This window comes from Streptomyces albus subsp. albus, from assembly GCF_000725885.1.
In the GTDB taxonomy this organism is placed as follows: domain Bacteria; phylum Actinomycetota; class Actinomycetes; order Streptomycetales; family Streptomycetaceae; genus Streptomyces; species Streptomyces albus.
In genome coordinates this window covers 1-1,094 of record NZ_JODR01000072.1, presented here as the reverse complement: position 1 = coordinate 1,094, position 1,094 = coordinate 1, and the positions used below count along the sequence as shown (strand labels likewise).

Genomic DNA, 1,094 nt, shown 5'->3' with positions numbered 1-1,094 from the left:
GGCGGTTTCTAGCGGTCGTTGCAACACGTGGTTGTGTTGATCAGGCCGCGAGCAGTTTATGCAGGCGCTCGGCTGGGGTTTCCCAGCCGAGCGTTTTGCGTGGGCGGCGGTTGAGCTGGTCGGCGACGGCGGTCAGGTGGGCGGGGTCGTGGACGGACAGGTCGGTGCCTTTGGGGAAGTACTGCCGCAGCAGCCCGTTGGTGTTCTCGTTCGAGCCTCGTTGCCAGGGGCTGGCTGGGTCGCAGAAGTAGACCGGGATGTCGGTGGCGAGGGTGAACTCGCCGTGCCGGGCCATCTCGGTGCCCTGGTCCCAGGTCAGGGAGCGCATCAGATGGGCGGGCAGGGTCTGGACGGTAGTGGTCAAGGCTCCCAGTACGGCTTCGGCGCCATGGTCGTCGGGCAGGTGCAGGAGCATGACGTAGCGGGTGGCGCGCTCCACCAGGGTGCCGATCGCGGACTTCCCGTCCTTGCCGATGATCAGGTCGCCCTCCCAGTGGCCGGGCAGGGCTCGGTCCTCTGCCTCGGCGGGCCGTTCGCTGATCATCACCATCGGCGTGGTGAAGCGGGGCTGGCGGCGGTTGGCCTGCCGCTGGGGTTTGCGCCGGGCACGGCCGGAGCGCAGGGCGCCGGCGAGTTCGCGCCGCAGCTGGCCCCGTCCCTGGACGTAGAGGGCCTGGTAGACGGTCTCGTGGACCACGTGCATCTCCGGCCGGTCGGGGAACTGTGCCCGCAGAGCCTGGCAGATCTGCTCCGGGCTCCACTTCTCGTCCAGCATTGCCTGGACGGCATCCCGCAGCTCCTGGTTCGAGGTGATCTTGCGGGGTTTGGGGCGGGGCCGGCGGGCATCGGCGCGGGCCTGGGCGGCGTGCGGGCGGTAGGCCCCGCTGTCGGGGTGGCGGTTGCGCCGTATCTCCCGGCTGACCGTGGACGGGCTGCGGCCCAGCTCCGCGGCGATCGCCCGCACGGTGGCCTTCTCCCGCAGCCGGTCGGCTATGTGGATCCGCTCGTCCTCGCGCAGATACCGGCACGGACCGGAAGCCGGTACCACCACGTGGATCGGTGGTACCGGCTTCCGGTCCCGCTCGAAGCGGCCG

At 70.4% G+C, this 1,094-nt stretch carries 1 protein-coding gene; it reads right to left on the bottom strand.

Translation table 11 applies throughout. The features are described 5' to 3' along the window. Nucleotides 1-40 precede the first annotated feature (40 nt). Nucleotides 41-1,094 (bottom strand): IS30 family transposase (locus IO40_RS0132750; protein ID WP_031176681.1); only part of this gene is annotated, 1,054 nt, incomplete at its 5' end.